The sequence below is a fragment of the Mesorhizobium sp. M0052 genome (assembly GCF_040323255.1).
Classification (GTDB): domain Bacteria; phylum Pseudomonadota; class Alphaproteobacteria; order Rhizobiales; family Rhizobiaceae; genus Mesorhizobium.
Genome location: NZ_JAMYUS010000003.1, coordinates 226,451 through 246,473, shown reverse-complemented (window position 1 = coordinate 246,473; position 20,023 = coordinate 226,451). Strand labels below are relative to the sequence as shown.

The following is a 20,023-nucleotide window of genomic DNA, read 5'->3' as shown; positions in this document are numbered from 1 at the left end:
CTCAGTCGCTGGACGCCGACCCCGGCTCGGCCATCCTACGGTGCTGTTCGGCCAAAGTGCCTGCCGGCGTGACATGCGCGGCGGCAACCTGCAGCTTGTTTTTCCAACCGCTGACGACCTGTTCATCACCGGCCATCATCGCCTCGTAACCCGTTTTGGCGACATCGGCCGGATTGCCCTTTTCATCGGTGCCGATCTTGGTATCCATCATTTCAGCGCGCTCGAAGAATCGCGTCTGCGTAGGGCCAGGCATCAGCACGGTGACCGTCACCCCGCTATCTTTCAGCTCATGGCGGAGCGCGATCGAGAAGGAATCGATGAACGCCTTCGTGCCGTTGTAGACGGCCTGGAATGTGCCGGGCATGAAGCCGGCGATCGATCCGGTGAACAGGATGCGCCCGCGACCTCGCCGGGCCATCTTGGCGCAGAGCTCATGCGCCAGATAGACCGTTCCGGTGACATTGGTGTCGATGATCCGGCGGACTTTTCGCCAGTCCTGGTCGACGAAGCCGTTGCCGAGCCCGCGTCCCGCATTGAGAAACAACAGGTCGATATCGCGATCGCCGATCTGGGAGATCAACCGATCGGCGCCCTCGACGGTCGCCAGATCGGCCTCAATGGCTTCGACCGTTACATTGTGGGTCTCAAGTGCCTCTGCCGCCTGCCGGATAGCCGGCTCGTCGGCGGCGATGATCAGGTCGTAACCGTCTTTAGCGCACAGCTTTGCGAGTTCCCTTCCGATGCCACTCGAGGCGCCGGTCACCACAGCGAGTTTGGCGTCCGTCATCATATCCTCCATCTTCGTGCCATCGGAACCACGAGTGGGCACAATTGTTCCGCGGCGTTTGGGCTGGATTGGTCGTGCGCTGTCATGACGGTCAGGCGACGGTCGTCATCGCGGTCGTCGCGCGCATTCATGGATGGGCCGTTGCGACAAAAACCGTTCTACGCCATGAGAACTCGCCATGGCCTACCTTCAAAAAGGCCCCCCAAACGCATGGATTGAGTACTCAGAACGGATCAGTTGAAGTTGGAACAAGTGGCCCGGTTGGAAGTTCGAACCGTGCAGCGTTGTTGCCCTCCCATGTTGATGCTGCGCGATCGGGTCATCCCCTCAGCCCGATCTGCCCGCGCTTCTCCGCGCCAAAGAGAAGCGCGGGCCCCCCTCTTTTAACGGCTGTCCGGGATGGAGCGTTTTGTTACGTTGGACTAGCCGACCTCACAGGCTCGTCGTCGGTTTCGTTTGACGAGCTCTCCGAGCGCTCTAGATCATTGATGCCGGACGCAGTTGGTTCGGGCCGGGGAGGAAATCCGCGTGGCGCATCCAACGCGCGCTGTACCCCATAACGACCGTCATTTTCCGGTTGGCTGCCTGTGCTTGCTTCTGATTCTAGCCGGGTTGGCCGGATGCTCGTCTTCCAATCAGGTGGCGCAGCAATCACGAACAGCGGCCTCCGCGGCACAGACCGTATCGATGGTACTGGATGCCTGGGTGGAGGGAGCGGCACCGTCCGCCTATGCCACGGCCGCACTGCACTCGGTCGGAAAAACGCTGGCCGATGTCGAGGCGCAAATTCGATCGGCCGAGACCGCTGAACCAGCCGGGCGAGCAGGACTGACGGCAGCAGTCAACAGTTTGTCGGTGGCGGTGGCGCATGCCGAGGCGGGATTGCAGGTGAACAATCGCACTGAGGTGAAAAGCGCACAACAGGATCTTCGGGCGGCCATGCGCTCGCTCGCCGCCGCTTACACCAGCGCTTTCGGACCAAAGCCGTGAAGAAGCTTCTGGAAATATCGCTTGGCGTCGTCACCAGTGTCGGAGGTTTCCTCGAAGTCGGGTCGATGGCTACGGCGGCGCAGGCGGGTGCCGCCTTCCGATTCCAGCTGATCTGGGCCATAGTTCTCGGCACCATATGCATCATCTTTTTGGTTGAAATGGCCGGTCGGTTCGCCGCGATGAGCCATCACACGATCTCAGAGGGCATTCGTGAAAGATTTGGGTTCAACGTCTTCCTATGGCCGTTGCTCGTCGTCCTTCTCGTCAATTTCATGGTGCTGTCCGCTGAGATCGGCGGTGTGGCCATCGCACTCGAACTTGCCACCGGCATAGGCTTCCAGTGGTGGGCACTGCCGGTGGCGTTGCTGGCATGGCTGCTGCTGTGGAAAGGCACGTTTGGCTTTATCGAGAAAGGCATTTCGGTCCTCGGCCTCGTGACGCTGTGCTTCGTGGTTGGTGCGGTGATGTTAAAGCCCGACTGGACAGCGGTCGCTGGCAGCGCCGTGCCCGCGCTGCCGGCTCACGATGCCATCAATTACTGGTTCATGGCGGCCAGCATTCTCGGCGCCTCGATATCGCCTTATCTTTTCATGTTTTATTCCTCGGGAGCTATCGAGGACAAATGGGATGAAAGCCACCTTGGAGCCAATCGTGCCATCGCCGGGCTGGGCATGACCTTCGGTGGGACCATTTCGATCGCCGTGTTGATCGTCGCTGCTCTCGTTCTCGCGACGCACGGCATCGACCAGGTGGACGACTATCACCAACTGCCGTTGATGCTGATCCCTATATTCGGCTTCTGGGGGTTCGTTCTATTCGTTGCCTCGCTAGCCATTGCCTGTTTCGGCGCCGCACTCGAAGTCGGGTTGCAACAGGCATATCTGGTGGCACAGGGCTTTGGCTGGACGTGGGGTGAGGATCGAAAGCCGCGCGATGATCCGGGCTTCAGTGCCGTCTATACGGCATCATTGTTTTTGGCCGCCATTCCGATCGTGCTTGGCCTCGACCCACTGAGGCTGACCATCTTTTCCATGGCGGTAACGGCGGCGAGCCTTCCGCTGACGGTAGTTCCATTTCTCTTCCTGCTGAATGACGAACGCTATGTCGGCGAACATCGCAACGGCATCATTTCGAATGCCGCCGTTATCTTCATTATCGCGCTTGCCTTCGTGCTCGCCGTGGTGACGATTCCGCTGCAGATATTCGGAGGCACATGATGGAATTGATGCGTGATCTCCTGGACAAGCAGGTGTTCGACCGCCGGCGGGTCAAGATCGGCAAGGTCGACGGAGTGGTGGCCGAGTTGCGGCGGGGCAAACCACCAAGGATTGTCGCGATAGAACTCGGCTCCATCACTTTGGCGCGCCGCCTTGGCGCGCGGCCCGGGGAATGGATGGCGCAACTGGCGACGAGGGTGGGTGGCAAACGCCACGCCGAGCCACACAGGATTGCGTGGAAAAAGGTGCAGGACAACGGGCTCGACATCGAATGTGACATCGAGGTGGGCGAGACGTCGATTTTCGCCTGGCAGGACTGGTTGCGCGATCATGTCATCGGGCGCATCCCAGGAGCGTGATGATGAGGACAGTCAACCTCGAACATCTTGCCGGGCGACGCGTGCTCTCGCAGCGTGGAAAGAGCATCGGTCACATCGAAGAGATTCTCGCCGAACAGCGTGGCGACGAGCTCGTCGTTACTGAATTCCACGTTGGCATCTACGCCGCGTTCGAGCGTCTGTCGGCTTCGACCATCGGCGTCGCGATGCTCGACCTGTTTCGGCTGCGCCGTCGCGACGGCCTGTACCGCATTCCCTGGGATAAACTCGATATCTCCGATCCGGCGCGACCGCGGCTGCTATGCCCGATGACCGAGCTTCCCGGATGGAAAGGGCAAAAGGACCTTCGGGAGTAGATGGCTACGGCTGGGAGCCGGCGTTTTGCCGGCGAATTAGCCGTTCGTGCAGATGGCGCCTCCGCAAAGATTACTGCAGGTTCTTGCGAAGGAAGATGCGGGCGTGTCCTGGAATAACGAATTCGACCTTGCCGAATTCCTCAAACCCATGAAGCCGGTAAAATTGAGGCGCCTGGAAACTGCTCGTCTCGACGACGGCTCTCTTGCATCCACGCCTAACGGCTTCCTCCTCAATCGCCATAAGAAGCTGTGATCCATAGGATCGGCCACGCAATTCTTCAGGCAAGAAGAACATGTCGAGAAACAGGAGCCCCAGTTCCGTTCTGCCCCAAATTCCACCCCAGATCTTTCCCGAGGGGTCGGTAAGCTCCGCGCCGATCACTGCCCGGTCATCGATTCCGGTTTGTTCGATGTTGTGTCGATAGAGCGCAGCGGCCGCCTGCGTTCGTGCATCCCCGTTGTGAGCCAGAGCGATTGTAAATCCTTCGGATCGAGCCGGCATGCGTTCTGCTCCTGCGTCGGAATGGTCTTGAGATTCAACCGTCAGATTAACATCAAGGCGGCCGGTTCGCTCGCAGCTCTGATCGCCGCTTCTGTTGTAACCCGTCTTGCCCACATTCCGCATCGCGATCCGCGTCGGATGCATGCAGCCGCGCCCAACATATCGCTTTGGTGTTGAACAAAGCCCATCCTGCCCTTGTCAGGTCTCATCACAATTCGTGCGCCGTCAAGAGTGTCCACCTCGACGAAGGCTGCTGCGGATCACAATCCATTACGCCTGGAACAATGAGAAAAACCTGTCGTTGGGAAAGCGATCGCAATTCGGCGATTCAAACACGGAGACTCCAATGTTGAAGAAAATTCTAGCCGCGTCGGTGCTAACTATTGCCTTGGCCGGTTCCGCCCTGGCGCAGACAAATGGAACGGGTGCTGGCGGCACGGCTGGCACGGGTAATGGAACTGGTACTGGAACTGTTGGCAGCGGCGGCGCCGCTGGCAATGGCACTGGCAGCGGGAATGCGACCGTGCCAACCGATCCGAATTCCACAAACTCGACTACAAAATCGAACGGCATGACCGACCGTTGCAAGGACGCCGCAGGCAATGACATCGATAACAACACTGCAAGTGGCGCAACGACCTCGACCGTGCAAAATTGCAACAAGTAGCCGATGGACCTAGCGGCTTCGGCCGCCCGAAGGCCCGCCATCAAGACAATGGCGGGCCTTCGAACACGTGCCTCGCATGCTGCCTGGATACATAGGAGCACATGTGTCCAAAGAGACCCGGCGGGCCAAACTCGATCGCTTAGCAGCCTCGATTCCGAAGCACGAATTCGAATTCCTAATGAAGATTGCAAAGCTAAGCCGTCATGACTTACTTGGCCTGATCGCTAAACACGATGGCGGCAGGGACAAGGTCTATAGGGACCTTGCGGCCCACTTGGCCGCAACTGAGGCCGCCCCGGAGCCCGTACATGAGGCGGCAGCTGACGACGGCCAAACAGTTGGAGCATCTCCAGCCACGAACTCGCCCGCCGGCAAGTAGCGGCGAAGATCATTTCGGTGCCAGCCCTGACGCTCCACGGAAGCGACGACCGTGTCGTCCTTCTAAAGTCTTCGAATGGGTTGGACGAGCATTTCACCGCGCCTTACCAACGAGAACTGCTGGATACGGCAAGCGGGAGGCGCTTTAAGGCCGGCTGCCATTCAGCTTCATCGGACATGCCGGAACCTGAAGCGCCGCCGCGCATTTCGTCTCCAGGCATGACCGATCTTGCGGTAATCGCCAGGGAGAAATTCAGATGCAAACTTCAGGCGCAACTTCACAACACCACCTTGGCCGATTGGCCATAGAACCGTTTTCCGGCACGGTGACGGTGCGGTTTTCCGACGCCATCGTCGCGGCTACGGAGCGGGCGAAGGTCCTGCGTGAAGACGGGCACGAGCCCGTTTTCTATATCCCCTTCGAGGACATCTATTTCGATCTTTTCGAAAAGACCGACACCACCACCCGGTGCCCGCTCAAAGGCACCGCAAGCTACTGGCGTGTCCACGCCGTCGGCAGTTCTTCCGATGATTTCATGTGGGCCTACGAAACGCCCGATGCGGCCGCTCTGGCTATTGCAGGTCACGGCGCTTTCGATCCGGAGAAGGCCCGTATCGATGTCGACCCTGCCGAGGACAAGCGACACACGCCACATATCGTCGAATAGGTTTCATCAGGCAGAGACAATCACGGTAACGACAGGCGCGATGAGCATTTTCTACCAGGCGGCAAAGATTGCGGAGGAGGTTCACGCGTCGCAGCGCGATAAGACCGGGGGGCCCTACATCGAGCATTGCCGCCGTGTCGTCGACGCTGTCGAGACAATCGATCAGAAGACTGTTGCCTACCTTCATGACGTTCTGGAGAAAGGCGAAGGCTGGACCCGCGCCAAGCTCGAAGAAGCAGGCTTCGGACCGACAATTGCCGCGGCGGTCGATGCCATGTCGCGCAGGCCGGATGAGGAGTATTTCGCCTTTGTCCGGCGGGCTGCGTCGAACCCAGTGGCGCTCCCCGTAAAACGCGCCGATCTGGAGGACAACATCTGGCAGTCGAGGCAGGTCGGAGCGTCGGCGGCCAAATATGAAGAGGGCCTTCGCATACTTGACCAAGAGTTCTCCCGACAATAGTGCGCGCCCGACGCTGGCATTGCATCTGCCGAGGCAGCCATCGCCTGCGAGAGCTTGCGGCGCACAGCACGTTTCGGCTCTCCTGGCCGTCAGTTTTTCCGCGCCGGCGTGCGCCTGAGGGTCCTCGTCTGGACCATGGAACGTGTGATCGGGTCAAAGCTCCTCCGGAGATGGACCGCAGCGTCCCGAAAAGGAGTAACGGCCCGGCTCGGAATCAGGAACTCCTCCAGCACCGGTGCGTTGACCAGCAAGCCGGGACGAGTTCCCGGCCTCCGCGGGTGGCGGGCAAGCCGCCGCCGAACCCGAACTTCTGCACAATGAAAGGTAAGGCCATGGGCTTCTTTTCGAAGGACATCAAGACACTCGACGATCTCTTCGTGCACACGCTGCGCGACATCTATTACGCCGAAAAGCAGATCGAGAAAGCGCTGCCGAAGATGATCGGCAAGGCAACCGATCCGCAATTGAAGGCCGGATTCGAAAAACACCTCGAGCAGACCAAAGGCCATATCGAGCGCGTCGAACAGGTGTTCGAATTGCATGGCGTCAAGGCCAAGGAGGTCAACTGCCCGGCGATAGACGGCATTCTGGAGGAAGCCGACGATGTGAGCGGCGACGTCGACGACAAGGAGGTTCTAGACGCGGCGCTGATAGCGTCGGCGCAGGCGGTCGAACACTATGAGATGACCAGATATGGCACGCTCATCGCCTGGGCCAAGCAGCTTGGCCGCAGTGACTGCGCCAACGTATTGGCCAAGAACCTGAAGGAAGAGCAGGCGACCGATCGCAAGCTCACCGAAATGGCGGAAAGCAAGATCAACATGCAGGCTGCCGAGTAGACCGTCCCAGGTCATGATGAGATTGGTTGAAATCTCATCATGACCTAACCCTGTTGGAGCATGATTTTTCCAAAACCGGCACCAGTGCTGCGTTGAGTCGATCTCCATCGTTGTCCACGGAACTTTCATGACGGGCGAATCTGCCATCTCTCGCGATCTGCCGACGAGTGTAAAATCGTCTTTCGGCGTGGCGTTGAGCACGGCGCCGATGGAAGCAAAGGCTGCCGACACGTTGCCGGCCGATGCTGGCCGATGGCAATACGAACCCAAATGGGACGGGTTCCGCTGCCTGGCCTTTAAAGCCGGCGCGGCCGTGGAGTTGCGTGCAAAATCCGGCAAGCCGTTAGGGCGGTATTTCCCGGAAGTCGTCGCGATGTTGCATGAACTGAAAACAAAAGAGTTCGTGGTCGATGGTGAGATCGTCATCGAAATTGCAGGCGCTCTTTCTTTCGACGCCTTGCAGATGCGGCTGCATCCGGCGGAAAGCAGGATCCGGAAACTGTCGGTCGCGACGCCGGCAAAGCTGATCCTCTTTGACATGTTGGCGACCTCCGAGGGCGCCTTGATGCAGCAGCCGCTCTCGATTCGGCGCGCTGCACTCGAACTGTTCGTAAAGTCGGCCGGGCGAAAGGATCTCGAACTGTCTCGGGCAACGCGTGATTTGGCGGCGGCAGGCAGATGGCTTGGCCAATCCGGACAAGGTTCGACCGACGGGGTCGTTGCCAAGCTTCTCGATGACGAATATCGACCCGGCGAGCGCGCCATGATCAAAGTCAAGCGCCTGCGCACGGCCGATTGTGTCGTCGGAGGGTTCCGCTACCTGGCGAATTCGCGTGAAGTCGGCTCCCTGTTGCTCGGCCTGTACAATGACCAGGGGCAACTCGACCACGTCGGGTTCACTTCGACGATCGCCCGGGAGGACAGGGCCAAGCTTACGCGACAACTTGAAGCTTTGCGATCGGCTCCTGGCTTTACGGGAAAAGCGCCGGGCGGTCCCAGTCGGTGGAGCACGGAAAGAAGCGGACAATGGGAGCCATTGCGGCCCGAACTGGTGGCGGAGGTGCGGTTCGATCATGTCACCGGCGATCGTTTCCGTCATGGCACCAAATTTCTGCGATGGCGTCCTGACAAAAGCCCGAAGCAATGCACGTTCGAACAGATACTTGGAAAATGAGGCTTGGCGAGGCGTCGATAGGTCCACACCATCGAGACCAAATCCGTCAAGCATTCGGCGCAGCCAAATCCAGTCGCATTTCACTGGCGATCTTGAACCCGGCGGCGAGATAAACGCCTTTGCAGGAGGATGCCGGACCAAACTCGTTGTTCAGTCTGTCACCACGCCTCGCTTTGGCGGATCACGGTTCTCGTCCGGATTAGGAACTGGCACTTCGTCGGGAAGAAGATCCGGCTCAGGCTCGCGTATGTCCGGCGTCCACGTCGGCGCATCCACTGGCGGCTCTTCGGTTGGCTCTGGTTTGGGGGGCACATCTATTCTCCGGGTTTCGCTTGGGCGTGGGGTTCGGCCCGCCACCGGTCGCGCGTCGCCGCGTCTGGAGGCGAAAGGGTCTTTTTCACACCCCATGTATTTTTACCGATGGCCAGCGGTCCTGGGGCTTGTCGGCGCCCGATCAGAGTCCTGCGTTCCGGCTCCTTTGAGCGCAATGTTGGCATCCGCTGCCTCTGGCTCTTTGAGGACTGCCCTGTCGACGTTCTTGATCTCGGCCATAAGGCATCGTCCTTGGTGGCCAACGGGCAACCGCGAGAATTGTTCCGAGCTATTAAGGGCGGCTGGAGCTGCTGTGCGGACCTTCTGGCTGGGCAGTTATCAACTATGCTGTCTTGCGTTTCGGTGAGGCTCTCTTTGTGGATCTCGCCAGCCCTTCCTGTTTGAGGCTCTTCTTCAGCACCTCAGCGAGGTTGATGACATTCTCCTGTGGCCTTGGTGCGGGCTTCGGCAGCTTCTTGCCTTTGCGCTTTGCATCGATCATGGCGATCAGCGCGTCTTCATAGGTGTCTTCAAATTTCGAGGGATCGAAGGTCGTCACTTTTTTGTCAATAAGCATGCCGGCGATTTCGAGCAGATCGGCGTCGTATTTCTGCTTGGCCAATCCATCGAACACAGTGCTTTCCGAAACCATTTCGTTGTGGTTGCGAAGCTCGGTCATCACCATGCCCTTGCCATAGGGCTGAATCAGCACTTCGCGGCCGCGCTGGTAGAGCACCACGCAGGATCGAGCGGCCACGCCCTTGTTCTTCATGGCATCGCGGATCACTCCGTATGCTTCGATTGCGGCGCCGTCGGCCGGGATCAGATAGTAGGGCTTCTCGAGATAGCGCGTATCGATATCGTCAATCGATACGAATTCGCCGACTTCGAGCGTGTGCTTCGACGTCAGCTTCAACGCCTTTATGTCGTCAGGTTCGATCTGGAGAAATTCGTCTTTTTCGATCTCGAAACCCTTCACCTGATCCGCTGCATCCACCAGCTTTCCGGTCTCCTCGTCGGCGTAGACGCTCCTGACCGGCAGACCGTCCTTGCGGTTCAAAATCTTGAAATGGATCTTGGATGCTTCGCTGGTTGCGCCGACAATCTTCACGCCGCAAGTAACCGAACCAACCTTCAAGAAGCCCTTCCAGGCAGCACGTGGCGCGGCCATTTTGCGCTTATCCCGTTTCCAGCTAGGGCAACGCGTTTCCGTTCGAATTGTTCCTGCGGCGGGGGCTCGGTGCACGTCAATGTCCGGCGGGGAAGTCCTGTCGGTCTCGACAGCCGGGCCGGCGCCCTGCATCCGCAGGAACCGAAAGCGCACCATGAACATTGTCAGACACAGGCAGGAGAGTGTCATGCAAGTCGTTCGGACCGAAGTGGTGAATGCCAGGGCGCCAGACGGGCAGTCGGTTCGCCGGGTGATATTTTGCGGCGAGGGCGGCGACTGCGTTACGGTGGACATGGCAAACGTCGGGATACAAGCTGAAGATGACGTGCTTGCCCGCGCAAAGGCAATCCTGGTCCAGACAGCGACCTTTGATCTCGCAGCCAATGAATATGACGCGAGCAGCAACGGCAATTTCGACCAGGTCGAGATAACCTCTGCAAGCGACGGCGCCGGCGACGTATATGTCTTTGAGTATCGCGATGGCGAAACCAGCCGACGCATACCGCCGTCGAGGATGGCGAGCCTTGAGGCGGCCCGGTCCGAAGCTATCCGCTGCGCAATCGATCTTCTCGCCGACCTGCAGCCTGGCACGGACGCTCTGTCCGGCTGGCTTGTGAGGGTATCCAACGAAAACGGTGAATTGCTTTACACTGTTGATGTGGCTGAGGCCGATGCAGCGCGGCAGGCAGGCCAGTAACCCAACCCGACGGAATCCACCAGTGGCCGCCCAAGGACTGATTCACGGACCAATAGGCGACGATGGCCTGCATCTGTGCGTCGACATGCAGCGCCTGTTTGCGCCGGGTGGACCTTGGCCCGTGCCGTGGGCTGAAAAGGTGGTCCCGGCGATCGAAGAACTGGTCGCCAGACATGCCAGCCGTACCCTGTTCACGCGCTTCATTCCTGCCGCCCGCCCGGGCGAGGCGCCGGGAATGTGGGCAAACTACTATCGTCGGTGGGCGGAGGTAACCCTTTCCAACATCGATCCGCGCCTGATCGAGCTGATGCCTCAACTTGCACGATTTGTACCGCCGGCGACGGTGGTCGACAAACACGTCTATTCGCCCTGGACCGAGGGGCGGCTCGACGCGCTGCTGAGTGGCTCCGGCGTGCGTGCGCTCGTGATCACCGGTGGCGAAACCGACGTTTGCGTTCTCGCGACCGTGCTTGGCGCCATCGATCGTGGCTTCCGCGTCATTCTCGTCACCGATGCCATCTGCAGCTCTGCCGACCAGACCCATGACGCACTGATGGAAGTCTACCATTCCCGCTTCAGTGAGCAGATTGAGGCGGCCAGCATGGCGGAGGTGTTGGAGTGTTGGCCACAACTCACTCGCTGATCTGGGGGGCTTCAAGTGAAAGGGCCGACAATCGTCATTCTGGTCGGGTGGACTGTTTCAGTTGGCGGACGGCACTACAGTGAACCGGAAAACGTATATGAACTGCACGATTGCCTGATCTGGTCGCTCGCGTGAATCAGTGTCTGGAAGCGTACAAAGCCTTGCAGAGCTATCGACAGCGCGGCCAACCGTCATAGAATGAACAGGATACAGCGCCGAAGAATAGATGTCGGCCTTTAGCAATCTTTGCGAGACATCCGGCGCCTCTGCCGTCGGCCCTACGCTGGGAGGGTGATGTGCTGAAAAGCGGAAGTCATTGACCTTGAAACCTATAGCGCAGTCTACGCTGGCTATCGCGGACATTATCTCGACGGCGTTTGCGGTCGATGAAATCCGCGCAAGGTTTCCTGAGTGTCGCTGCGACGACGAGGAATTGGTCGGGCTTATGGTCCATGCCATGTCCGGCAAGAAAATTGCCGTGAGCTTCGACCACCGGGTGGAACCGGTCAGGCGGCGTGCTGCGCTGCCGATCGCTTCGGAGAGCAAAGGACTGCGATAATTGGACCACCATAGGTCCGTTGCGATTTTGGAAGACGAGGCGTTTATCGCGCTCGAACGAATAGCTACGTTGCTTGACGCCCGAAACATCCCCTTTGTCGTCCATTCGGCAAGCTACGCCAATTCGGGTTTTCACGATCCGATTTTCCTTCAAGGGACATGGGTCGCAAAGCCTGCCTCGCCTTCCGAGTTGCGCAACGCAATTCATGCCTCTCTGGCAATGGCAAACGGCTATGACGTGTCGTGGTCGGCTGAAGCACGATAAATCCACAACCGCATCATGAAAATCCGGCGTTCAAACCAAGGCGCAACCGTCGGCCTGGAATTCACGGCACGATGGAACAAAATTGAAGATGCCGCGTTTGGGGTCTTGCGGCGCGATCCACCATTGGCCGCGGGGGCAACTTTATCCGTATAAATCCATAGGGCTGGGAGTGGCGCTGTGACCGTGCAGGCATCCAAGAAGCAATTGGACCGTCGAAGCATCCTGAATTCTCTGAAAGCCTTCCGGCGCGGCGATTTCTCCGTCCGCATCGACAATGTTTATGAAGGCCTCGATTCCGAGATAGCTGAGACTTTCAATGAGATCGCTGACCTCAACGACCAAGTGACGCGCGAGTTCGAGCGCTTGAGCCGGGTCGTCGGCAAGGAAGGGCGGATAGGCGAGCGCGGCCGGGTTCGCAATGCCACCGGCAGTTGGGAATCCAGTGTCCGTTCAGTCAATGATCTCATCGAAGACATGGTTCAGCCAACGGCTGAGGTTGCGCGCGTTATCGGCGCCGTCGCCAAGGGTGACCTGTCGCAGACCATGATGGTCGAAATTGACGGCCGACCGCTGCGCGGCGAATTCCTGCGCATCGGCAAGATCGTCAACACCATGGTCGGCCAGTTGGCCTCTTTCGCCTCCGAGGTGACGCGCGTGGCGCGCGAGGTCGGTACGGAAGGCAAGCTCGGCGGCCAGGCCCGGGTCAAGGGCGTCGCCGGCACGTGGAAAGATCTGACCGACAACGTCAACGCGATGGCCACGAACCTTACCGGGCAAGTGCGCAACATCGCGGAGGTTACGACCGCCGTCGCGTCGGGCGACCTGTCGAAGAAGATCACAGTCGATGTGAAGGGCGAAATCCTAGAACTGAAGAACACCATCAACACGATGGTGGACCAGCTCAATTCCTTCGCTTCGGAAGTGACGCGCGTGGCGCGCGAGGTCGGCACTGAAGGCAAGCTTGGCGGCCAGGCGCGCGTTGAGGGTGTTGGTGGTACGTGGAAGGATCTGACCGACAATGTGAATTCCATGGCCGAGAACCTGACTGGCCAGGTGCGCAACATCGCCGAAGTGACGACCGCGGTGGCTTTGGGCGACCTGTCGAAGAAGATTACGGTGGACGTGAAGGGCGAGATTCTCGAGCTGAAATCCACGATAAACACGATGGTGGACCAGCTGAATTCATTCGCGGGCGAGGTCACGCGCGTGGCACGCGAGGTTGGCACCGAAGGCAAGCTTGGCGGCCAGGCGCAGGTGCGCGGCGTCGCCGGCACCTGGAAGGACCTCACCGACAACGTCAACTCGATGGCCGAGAACCTGACCGGTCAGGTGCGCAATATCGCCGAGGTGACGACGGCGGTCGCGTCGGGCGATCTGTCCAAGAAGATCACGGTCGCCGTGCAAGGCGAAATCCTGGAACTCAAGGACACCATCAACACGATGGTCGACCAACTGAACTCCTTTGCCTCGGAAGTGACGCGCGTGGCACGCGAGGTCGGCACCGAAGGCAAGCTGGGCGGCCAGGCAGAGGTGAGGGGCGTCGGCGGCACATGGAAGGATTTGACCGACAACGTCAATCTCATGGCCGCCAACCTGACTGGCCAGGTTCGAAACATCGCAGAAGTCACCACCGCCGTGGCGCGCGGCGACCTGTCGAAGAAGATCACCGTCGACGTCAAAGGCGAGATCCTGGAGCTCAAGGACACCGTCAACACGATGGTCGACCAACTGAACTCCTTTGCCTCTGAGGTCACGCGTGTGGCCCGCGAAGTGGGATCGGAAGGCAAGCTTGGTGGCCAGGCGCATGTCGAAGGCGTCGGTGGCACCTGGAAGGATCTGACCGACAACGTCAACGCCATGGCCGGCAATTTGACAGTGCAGTTGCGTGACGTGTCGAAGGTGGCAACGGCCATTGCGACCGGCGACTTGACCCAGAAGATCACCGTCGACGCGCTGGGCGAGATCTTGCAGATCAAGGACGTCATCAACACGATGGTCGACCAGCTCAATTCCTTCGCTTCGGAAGTGACGCGTGTGGCGCGCGAGGTCGGCTCCGACGGCAAGCTTGGCGGCCAGGCCCAGGTGCGCGGCATAGGCGGCACGTGGAAGGATCTGACCGAAAACGTCAACGCCATGGCGGCCAACCTGACCGGCCAGGTGCGCAACATCGCCGAGGTGACCACCGCCGTGGCGCTCGGGGACCTTTCGAAGAAGATCACCGTCGATGTCCGCGGCGAGATCCTGGAGCTGAAGGACACCATCAACACAATGGTGGACCAGCTCAATTCCTTCGCTTCGGAAGTCACGCGCGTGGCACGCGAGGTCGGCACGGAAGGCAAGTTGGGAGGCCAGGCGCAGGTGCGCGGCGTTGCCGGCACGTGGAAGGATCTCACAGACAATGTGAACTCGATGGCCGAGAATCTGACCGGCCAAGTGCGCAACATCGCCGAAGTCACGACCGCCGTGGCGCGCGGCGACCTGTCGAAGAAGATCACCGTCGATGTGAAGGGCGAAATCCTGGAGCTCAAGTCGACCATCAACACCATGGTGGACCAGTTGAACTCCTTCGCCGGCGAGGTCACCCGAGTCGCGCGTGAGGTTGGCACCGAGGGCAAGCTTGGTGGCCAGGCGCGCGTCGAAGGTGTTGCCGGTACCTGGAAGGACCTGACCGACAACGTCAACCTGATGGCGACGAACTTGACCAATCAGGTGCGTGGCATCGCCGATGTCGTGACGGCGGTCGCGCAAGGCAATCTCAGGCGCAAACTGACGGTCGACGCGAAGGGAGAGATCGCCCTGCTGGCCGACACCATCAACGGCATGATCGAGACGCTTGCCACCTTTGCCGACCAGGTGACCAACGTCGCCCGTGAGGTGGGCATCGAGGGTAAGCTCGGTGGTCAGGCGCGTGTGCCAGGTGCCGCCGGCCTCTGGCGCGACCTCACCGACAATGTCAATCAACTCGCTGCCAATCTGACCACCCAGGTGCGTGCAATCGCCGAGGTTTCGACGGCGGTGACCAAGGGCGATCTTACCCGTTCGATCAGCGTCGAAGCCTCCGGCGAGGTCGCCGCGCTGAAAGACAACATCAACGAAATGATCCGCAATCTGAAGGATCAGACGCTGAAGAATGCCGAGCAGGACTGGTTGAAGACCAATCTCGCCCGGTTTTCGCGCATGCTGCAAGGCGAGCGCGACCTTGCCACCGTCTCGCGGCTCATCATGTCCGAACTCGCTCCTCTGGTGAACGCCCAGTATGGGGTGTTCTACGTCACCAATCGCGACGAGGAGGAATCCTATCTTGAGCTGGCGGCTTCCTATGGCGCCGAGAGCAAAGCTGCCATCAAGCAGCGGCTTGATCTGCGAGAGGGCCTGGTTGGGCAAAGTGCCGCCGACAAGCGCGCCATCATGCTGGACAATGTGCCGCCAGAATTCCTTCGGGTCACGTCAGGTCTTGGCAGCGCCTCGCCCGCCAATGTCATCATCCTGCCTGCCCTGTTCGAGGATGAAGTCAAAGCCGTCATCGAGCTCGCCTCGTTCGGCGAGTTTCGTGACACACACCAGTCGTTCCTCAACCAGCTCATGGAATCCGTCGGCATCGTTCTCAACACCATCGCTGCGACGATGCGCACGGAGGGCCTGCTCAAGCAGTCGCAACTGCTGACGTCGGAATTGCAAGCGCGTCAAACCGAGCTGACAAAAAAGCAGGAAGAGCTGCATGCGACGAACGAGGAGCTGCAGGAAAAGGCGCAGCTGCTCGAGAACGAAAAGAAGCAGGTCGAAAACAAGAATCTCGAAATCGAGATGGCGCGACGCGCGCTGGAGGAGAAAGCCGAGCAACTGGCGCTCACGTCGAAATACAAATCCGAATTCCTGGCCAATATGAGCCACGAACTGCGCACGCCGCTCAATTCGCTGCTCATTTTGTCAAACCTGCTGGCGACCAACCAGCACGGCAACCTCAACGAAAAACAGGTAGAGTTCGCCCGCACCATCAATTCGGCAGGAACCGATCTTCTCAGCCTCATCAACGATATCCTCGATCTGTCGAAGATCGAGTCGGGCACTGTTTCCATCGACATCAACGATATGCCGGTGACGCATCTTCGCCAGCATATGGAACGAACTTTTCGTCAGCTGGCAGCCGACAAGGGACTTGGCTTCACCATCAAGGTCGATCCGGCGCTTCCCGACACGGTCCGCACAGATGAGAAACGCTTGCAGCAGATTGTCCTCAACCTGCTTTCCAACGCATTCAAATTCACCTCGGAAGGCGAGGTCAGCCTGAACTTCCGGGTTGAAAAGGCCGGCCGCCGCAATGGCGCGACGCAGCCGGTGAAGGCTCTCGCGATCGCCGTCACCGACACCGGCATTGGCATTCCAGAAGACAAACAGAAGCTGATTTTCGAGGCCTTCCAGCAGGCCGACGGCACCACCAGCCGCAAGTATGGCGGCACCGGCCTTGGGCTCTCGATCAGCCGCGAGATCGCTCGCTTGCTTGGCGGCGAATTGCGGGTCGAAAGCACGCCGGGCAAGGGGTCGACATTTACCCTCATCATCCCGTTCGACGGCCCCCGCGTGACGACAGTACAGTCGACCCTGGCTCCGGCGGCGGAGGCGGTTACTGCGACAGCTCTGCTCAGCAGTCCGGCCTCGGCAGAGCTGATCGACGACCGCGATTCAATCCTACCCACCGATCGGATCGTGTTGATCGTCGAAGACGATCCGACCTTTGGCGGGTTGCTGCTTGGCCTCGCCCGGTCGGCCGGGCTGAAAGGCGTTCTGTCGACTGCAGGTTCCGGCACGCTGGCATTGGCCCGCAAGCTCGTTCCCGACGCAATCACACTTGATCTCGGACTTTCGGATATCGATGGCTGGGTGCTTTTCGATCTGCTGCGGCATGACCAGAAGACGAGGGGAATTCCCATCCATGTCATCTCGGGTGCCGAAGACATCGACAGTCTCGCACGCAAGGGGGCGTCCAGCATTTCCACCAAGCCCGTTTCCTCGGACGAGCTGATGAAGGTGTTTCAGGATATCCACTCGAAGAAGCTCCGCGTTCAGCGCCGCGTTCTGGTCGTGGACCCTGACCCGGAGCGGCGTCTGGCGCTGGTCGAGGCAATCCGCGACGGCGTAACGTCGGTCACCGCGATCGGTCGTGTTGCGGCAAATGCAGAAGACGTTGGCCTCGCCTCCTATGATGCCGTCGTGCTCGGCTTTGGACGCTCCGCCAAGGACAACGCAAAGGCGCTGGACGAGATCACGGGCCAATTCGGCGAAGCCTTGCCGCAGCTGCTGTTCTTTACGCCTCACCCGGACGCGCTTGAACAGGTACTGGCATTGAACCCGGCCTTGGCGGAAGCACCGCGGGCGGAGAACTTCGCTCAATTGGCGCTGCATATTTCGGCAACGCTGCCGGGAGAAGGTCGCCAAGAGGCCTGGGCAGGAACTGAACACAACGGCAAGTCCGATCTCGCCGGGGCGAAAGTTCTCATCGTCGACGACGACATTCGCAATATCTATTCGCTCACCAGTGTTCTGGAGACCTATGACATACAGGTTCTGCATGCCGAGCGGGGCCGTGATGGCATCGCGCTTCTTGAACAGGCGCCCGATGTCGACGTGGCATTGATCGATATCATGATGCCGGAGATGGACGGCTACGAGACGATGCGGCGGATTCGCGGCACACCGGCGATTGCTCATATCCCGCTGATTTCCGTCACCGCAAAGGCGATGAAGGGGGATCGGCAAAAATGTCTGGATGCCGGGGCTTCCGACTACATCGCCAAACCCGTCGACCTGGATCTCCTGCTGGCACTGCTTCGTGTCTGGATCGGGCGTGCCCGATCCCGTGTCGAGAGCCCGGAAAAACTTCTCCTGGCAGCGAACTGACGGCCGTTCGATGCAAAAGCTGGCAAGAAACAGGGTAAGGAAACTTGAGGTGGCAGCTCTTGCCGAAGGGCCGGCAAGAGCCCGCATCCTGGCGGTGGACGACGATGAGCGCAATCTGCTGGCGATCAGCGAAGTGCTCGCGACTGTCGGAGAGGTCATCTGCGCCCAATCGGGCGAAGAGGCTCTGCGCTTTCTGCTGAAAGAGGAGTTCGCCGTCATTCTCCTGGATGTCCTCATGCCAGGGTTGGACGGGTATGAAACGGCCGCACTTATCCGCCAGCGCGAGCAATCCAAGCGCACCCCAATCATCTTCTTGACCGCCATCAACAAGGAGGATGCGCATATGCTGCGCGGCTATGATGCCGGCGCGGTCGACTATGTGTTCAAGCCATTCGATCCGATCATGCTGCGTTCGAAAGTCGCGGTTTTCGTCGAACTCCACGAGAAGACGCTCGAGATCCAGCGCAAGGCGGAGGTCGAGCAGGGACTATTGGCGCAGGCGTTGCAGGCGCACAAGGACAAGCTTCAGGCCGAACGCGCGCTGCGCAGCGCCGAGCAACGGCAGGACGCCATCCTGAATTCGTTGCCGGTCTGCTTTCATGCTCGGGCAGCCGAGCCGCCCTTTGCGGCGCGCTTTGTTACGGAGGGCGTCGAGCGCTTGACCGGCTTTGCGCCTGAATACCTGACATCGGATCCAGAGTTCGGTCTCAGCCGCGTTCATCCCGACGATCTGCCGCGATTGAGGGAAGCGCTGCTGGCGGCAAAAACCACCGGCTCCTATACGTGCGAGTTCCGCTGGCAATGCGCCAATGGCGAGTATCGCATCTTTCTCGACCAGGGGGTGATGTCGGACGGCTCAGATGGCCGTGAACCGGAAATCATCGGCACATTGCTTGACATCACCGAGCGGCGCGGTCTTGAGGATCAGCTGCTTCAATCCCAGCGCATCGACGCTATCGGCAAGCTAACCGGCGGCCTGGCGCATGATTTCAACAACCTGCTCGCCGCAATTCTCAGTGGGTTGGGGCTGCTTGAACGCCGGGCCACGTTGGATGATCAGGCGCAACAGGTACTCGACCTGACGCGGCGTTCTGCAAAACAAGGCGCTGACCTTGTCGCGCGAATGCTGGCATTCTCGCGGCGCCAGACCCTGACGCCGGAAGCGGTGCGCCTTGCTGCGCTGGGCGACACGATGAACGGATTGGTGGCGCCCGTGCTGGGGGGGTTGATCCGTTTCGACTGGCAGATCGATGACACGATCTGGCCGGTGCATGTCGATGCAGGCCAACTTGAATTGGCCTTGATGAATCTGGTTTTCAACGCGCGTGACGCCATGCCCTCTGGCGGGACAATAACCGTGCATGCGCAGAATCGATCGATCGGGACGCAAACAGAGGATATTCCGCCGGGCGACTATGTCTTGATCGCCGTGAAGGACACTGGATCCGGCATACCCCCCGATCTTGTCGCCAAGGTCGTCGAACCGTTCTTCACCACCAAGCCGGTCGGTAAGGGAACGGGCCTCGGCCTCAGCACGGTCTACGGCTTCATGAAGCAGTCAGGCGGGACACTTCGCATAGAAAGCGTCGTCAATCGCGGAACTGCCATGCAACTCTGGCTGCCACGATCAACCGAACAGCCGGTCGATCCTGTGGTGGAACCCGACATTGAACGAGCGTTCGCCGATGCCGGGATGGAGCACCCATCAATCCTCCTGATCGACGACAGCCATGTTTTGCGGCAATTGACCGCCGAGTCCCTTCGCCAGCGTGGTTTCGAGGTGACCTGCGCGGGAGGAGGGGCGGAGGCGCTGGCCATGATGGAGCGCACTCCCAACCAGTTCGACGTCATTATCACCGACTTCGCCATGCCACTCGTATCCGGCGTCGACGTGATCCGCTTCGCGCGCAATTTGCGCTCGGACTGGCCAGCGGTCATGATCACGGGCTATGCCGATGCCCGGGAGATTGCCGATCGGCCGGCCGACGTGCCCTTGCTCGGCAAGCCCTTCCGCGACGAGGATCTGTTCGAAGCGATTTTCCTCGCGATAGAGAATGCGGCCCCCCAAAGGATCAAAACCGGCTAGCGCTTAGGGATTGTCGCGGT

General features: G+C 59.7%; 17 protein-coding genes. 13 read left to right on the top strand and 4 right to left on the bottom strand.

All coding sequences use genetic code 11. The features are described from left to right. Position 1: 1 nt before the first annotated feature. The gene (locus NKJ77_RS05300) at positions 2–787 is read right to left on the bottom strand and encodes an SDR family NAD(P)-dependent oxidoreductase (RefSeq protein ID WP_031194922.1); all 786 of its coding nucleotides are present in this window, start codon (positions 785–787) and stop codon (positions 2–4) included. Positions 788–1,315: 528 nt separating this feature from the next. Here NKJ77_RS05300 and NKJ77_RS05295 point away from each other — a divergent pair. The 4 genes from NKJ77_RS05295 (at position 1,316) to NKJ77_RS05275 (ending at position 3,688) form a co-directional block, all read left to right on the top strand. Further along, the gene (locus NKJ77_RS05295) at positions 1,316–1,777 is read left to right on the top strand and encodes a hypothetical protein (protein WP_155923926.1); all 462 of its coding nucleotides are present in this window, start codon (positions 1,316–1,318) and stop codon (positions 1,775–1,777) included. Positions 1,778–1,842: 65 nt separating this feature from the next. Further along, positions 1,843–2,994 carry an NRAMP family divalent metal transporter gene (locus tag NKJ77_RS05285; RefSeq protein WP_502904428.1) on the top strand — a complete coding sequence of 384 codons (1,152 nt, stop codon included), beginning with the start codon at positions 1,843–1,845 and terminating at the stop codon, positions 2,992–2,994. After that, positions 2,991–3,353: a hypothetical protein gene (locus tag NKJ77_RS05280; protein WP_245260251.1), complete on the top strand. Its 363-nt coding sequence runs from the start codon at positions 2,991–2,993 to the stop codon at positions 3,351–3,353. Before NKJ77_RS05285 ends, NKJ77_RS05280 begins: the two co-directional genes overlap by 4 nt. Positions 3,354–3,355: 2 nt before the next feature. Then, entirely contained in the window at positions 3,356–3,688 is a 333-nt protein-coding gene (locus tag NKJ77_RS05275) for a hypothetical protein (RefSeq protein ID WP_023830856.1), read from the top strand. Positions 3,689–3,758: 70 nt separating this feature from the next. On the opposite strand, the gene NKJ77_RS05270 is transcribed toward NKJ77_RS05275, so the two are convergent. After that, entirely contained in the window at positions 3,759–4,334 is a 576-nt protein-coding gene (locus NKJ77_RS05270; protein WP_352534474.1) for a GNAT family N-acetyltransferase, read from the bottom strand. A gap of 202 nt (positions 4,335–4,536) precedes the next feature. Here NKJ77_RS05270 and NKJ77_RS05265 point away from each other — a divergent pair, with 202 nt between their 5' ends. From NKJ77_RS05265 to NKJ77_RS05245, 5 genes are all read left to right on the top strand, one after another. Further along, complete coding sequence (locus NKJ77_RS05265; protein ID WP_031194920.1) at positions 4,537–4,857, top strand: hypothetical protein; 321 nt, start codon at positions 4,537–4,539, stop codon at positions 4,855–4,857. A 635-nt stretch (positions 4,858–5,492) separates the two neighbouring features. Then, entirely contained in the window at positions 5,493–5,903 is a 411-nt protein-coding gene (locus NKJ77_RS05260) for a DUF427 domain-containing protein (RefSeq protein WP_023725490.1), read from the top strand. A 40-nt stretch (positions 5,904–5,943) separates the two neighbouring features. Continuing rightward, a complete protein-coding gene (locus tag NKJ77_RS05255) occupies positions 5,944–6,363 on the top strand; it encodes an HD domain-containing protein (protein WP_352534472.1) in 420 nt (139 codons plus the stop codon). 332 nt (positions 6,364–6,695) lie between these two features. Continuing rightward, positions 6,696–7,202, top strand: coding sequence for a YciE/YciF ferroxidase family protein (locus NKJ77_RS05250; RefSeq protein WP_023668075.1), 507 nt, complete (start codon positions 6,696–6,698; stop codon positions 7,200–7,202). Positions 7,203–7,329: 127 nt separating this feature from the next. Beyond that, the gene (locus NKJ77_RS05245; RefSeq protein WP_050589852.1) at positions 7,330–8,376 is read left to right on the top strand and encodes an ATP-dependent DNA ligase; all 1,047 of its coding nucleotides are present in this window, start codon (positions 7,330–7,332) and stop codon (positions 8,374–8,376) included. Between the two features lie 655 nt (positions 8,377–9,031). On the opposite strand, the gene ku is transcribed toward NKJ77_RS05245, so the two are convergent. Next, positions 9,032–9,991 (bottom strand): non-homologous end joining protein Ku, encoded by a 960-nt coding sequence (ku, locus tag NKJ77_RS05240; protein ID WP_502904427.1) that lies wholly within the window; start codon positions 9,989–9,991, stop codon positions 9,032–9,034. A gap of 22 nt (positions 9,992–10,013) precedes the next feature. Here ku and NKJ77_RS05235 point away from each other — a divergent pair, with 22 nt between their 5' ends. After that, on the top strand, positions 10,014–10,556 hold the full coding sequence (locus NKJ77_RS05235) for a DUF6894 family protein (protein WP_023700055.1): 543 nt from the start codon (positions 10,014–10,016) through the stop codon (positions 10,554–10,556). 22 nt (positions 10,557–10,578) lie between these two features. Beyond that, complete coding sequence (locus NKJ77_RS05230; protein WP_023687850.1) at positions 10,579–11,199, top strand: cysteine hydrolase family protein; 621 nt, start codon at positions 10,579–10,581, stop codon at positions 11,197–11,199. A gap of 313 nt (positions 11,200–11,512) precedes the next feature. Here NKJ77_RS05230 and NKJ77_RS05225 read toward each other — a convergent pair whose 3' ends face one another. Beyond that, positions 11,513–11,893, bottom strand: coding sequence for a hypothetical protein (locus NKJ77_RS05225; protein WP_155923925.1), 381 nt, complete (start codon positions 11,891–11,893; stop codon positions 11,513–11,515). 312 nt (positions 11,894–12,205) lie between these two features. Between NKJ77_RS05225 and NKJ77_RS05220 the strand changes: the two genes are divergently transcribed. Then, a complete protein-coding gene (locus tag NKJ77_RS05220; RefSeq protein WP_352534542.1) occupies positions 12,206–17,917 on the top strand; it encodes a HAMP domain-containing protein in 5,712 nt (1,903 codons plus the stop codon). Further along, a complete protein-coding gene (locus NKJ77_RS05215) occupies positions 17,865–20,003 on the top strand; it encodes a PAS domain-containing hybrid sensor histidine kinase/response regulator (RefSeq protein ID WP_352534469.1) in 2,139 nt (712 codons plus the stop codon). The genes NKJ77_RS05220 and NKJ77_RS05215 overlap by 53 nt, the downstream gene beginning before the upstream one ends. Positions 20,004–20,023 lie beyond the last annotated feature (20 nt).